The following is a 1375-nucleotide window of genomic DNA, read 5'->3' as shown; positions in this document are numbered from 1 at the left end:
GTGTTCCCGGAGGTGCCGAAGCCCGCCGCCGGCGGCGCCACCACCAGCAGCCGGCTGCCGGCCTTCTTGCCGAGCACCGCCTGGTCGAAGGCGGGGGCCGGGACGGCCGGGTGCTGAGGCTCTTTTCGGTTCACGTTCGGTCACGCCGTGGTGGTCGAGGCCGCGGAGGCGGTCGGAGCCGGGGGCTGAACGGTCGACGCCCTGTCAGTACGGCAGCGGGCGGCCGGACGGGGTCCGCAGGTCGAGCGGGGGCCGCGGGCGGCCGCGGCCGGGCTTGGGTGCGATCCGGATCCTGGCCATCACCCTCACCTCCTCGCTTCGGGCCTGCAGGACGTCTGCCCGGGACGGGCGTTCCCACGCCTCCGACTGCCCTGCGGGAAAAGCCCCGGACGGAGTGGCGCCCGGGCTGGTACCGAACGGGCGGCCGTGCGACTGCCCGAGGAGGTGAGACCCGTGAACGCGGTTTCCGTGCGGGTGCTCCCTCTCGTCGTCACGGTCGAGCGGACGGCGTAGCCGTCGCCGGGAGCGCCTCGACTCACCGAGCGGACTCCCGAAGGGCACCACCTCATGCATGTTCTGCAGTCCACCGCCGGGTCGTCCGCGGACGGGGTCGTCGAGCGCGACTTCACCGTGGACGGGATCCCCGGCGTCCTCCGGTCGCCCGCCTCCGGCGCCGACGGCGCGCCGCTGGTCCTGTCGGGCCACGGCGGCGGCAACCGCGAGAAGCATCCGGCGATGGCCGGCCGTGCCCGGCTCCTCGTGGCCGGCGGCGGCTTCCACGTCGCCTGCGTCGATGCGCCAGGCCACGGCGACCGGCCGCGCACCCCGCACGACGAGCGGGAGATCGCCGAGCTGTACCGGGCGCGGGCGGCCGGCGAGCCGGAGGGCCCGGTCGTCGTCCGCTACAACGCCCATGCGGCCGGACACAGGCGGTGCCCGAGTGGCGGGCCGTCCTGGACGCCCTCCAGCGGCTGCCGGAGATCGGCCCCGACGGGCCGGTCGGCTGGTTCGGCCTGAACACGGGCACCGCGATCGGCGTGCCCTTCGTCGCGGCCGAGCCGAGGATCACGGCCGCGGTGTTCGGCCGGCACTGGCCCGACGTGCTGGCCGAGCAGGCGAAGCTGATCACCGTGCCGGTCGAGTACGCGATGCAGCGGGACGACGAGCACATCCCGCGTGAGGCCGGCCTGGCGCTGTTCGACGCCTTCGCCTCGCAGGAGAAGACGCTGCACGCCAACGCGGGCCGACGCAAGGAGCTGCCGCGGTTCGAGGCCGACAGTGCCGTCCGGTTCTTCGTCCGGCACTTCGGCGGGCCGGCCGCCCGCACGCGCTGACGGGTTCGACGAGCCCGACGGGTGGCGGTGCCGGTGTCCGG

At 75.2% G+C, this 1375-nt stretch carries 1 pseudogene; it reads left to right on the top strand.

Going from position 1 to position 1375, the window contains the following annotated elements:
- The first annotated feature begins 567 nt into the window (after positions 1 to 567).
- Positions 568 to 1334, top strand: a pseudogene (locus tag ABZ641_RS37525) (alpha/beta hydrolase).
- Positions 1335 to 1375: the final 41 nt, after the last annotated feature.

It is taken from the genome of Kitasatospora sp. NPDC007106 (genome assembly GCF_040634455.1).
Lineage (GTDB): Bacteria > Actinomycetota > Actinomycetes > Streptomycetales > Streptomycetaceae > Kitasatospora > Kitasatospora arboriphila.
Note: the sequence above shows the minus strand (reverse complement) of the source record. Positions and strands in the feature narration are given on the sequence as shown.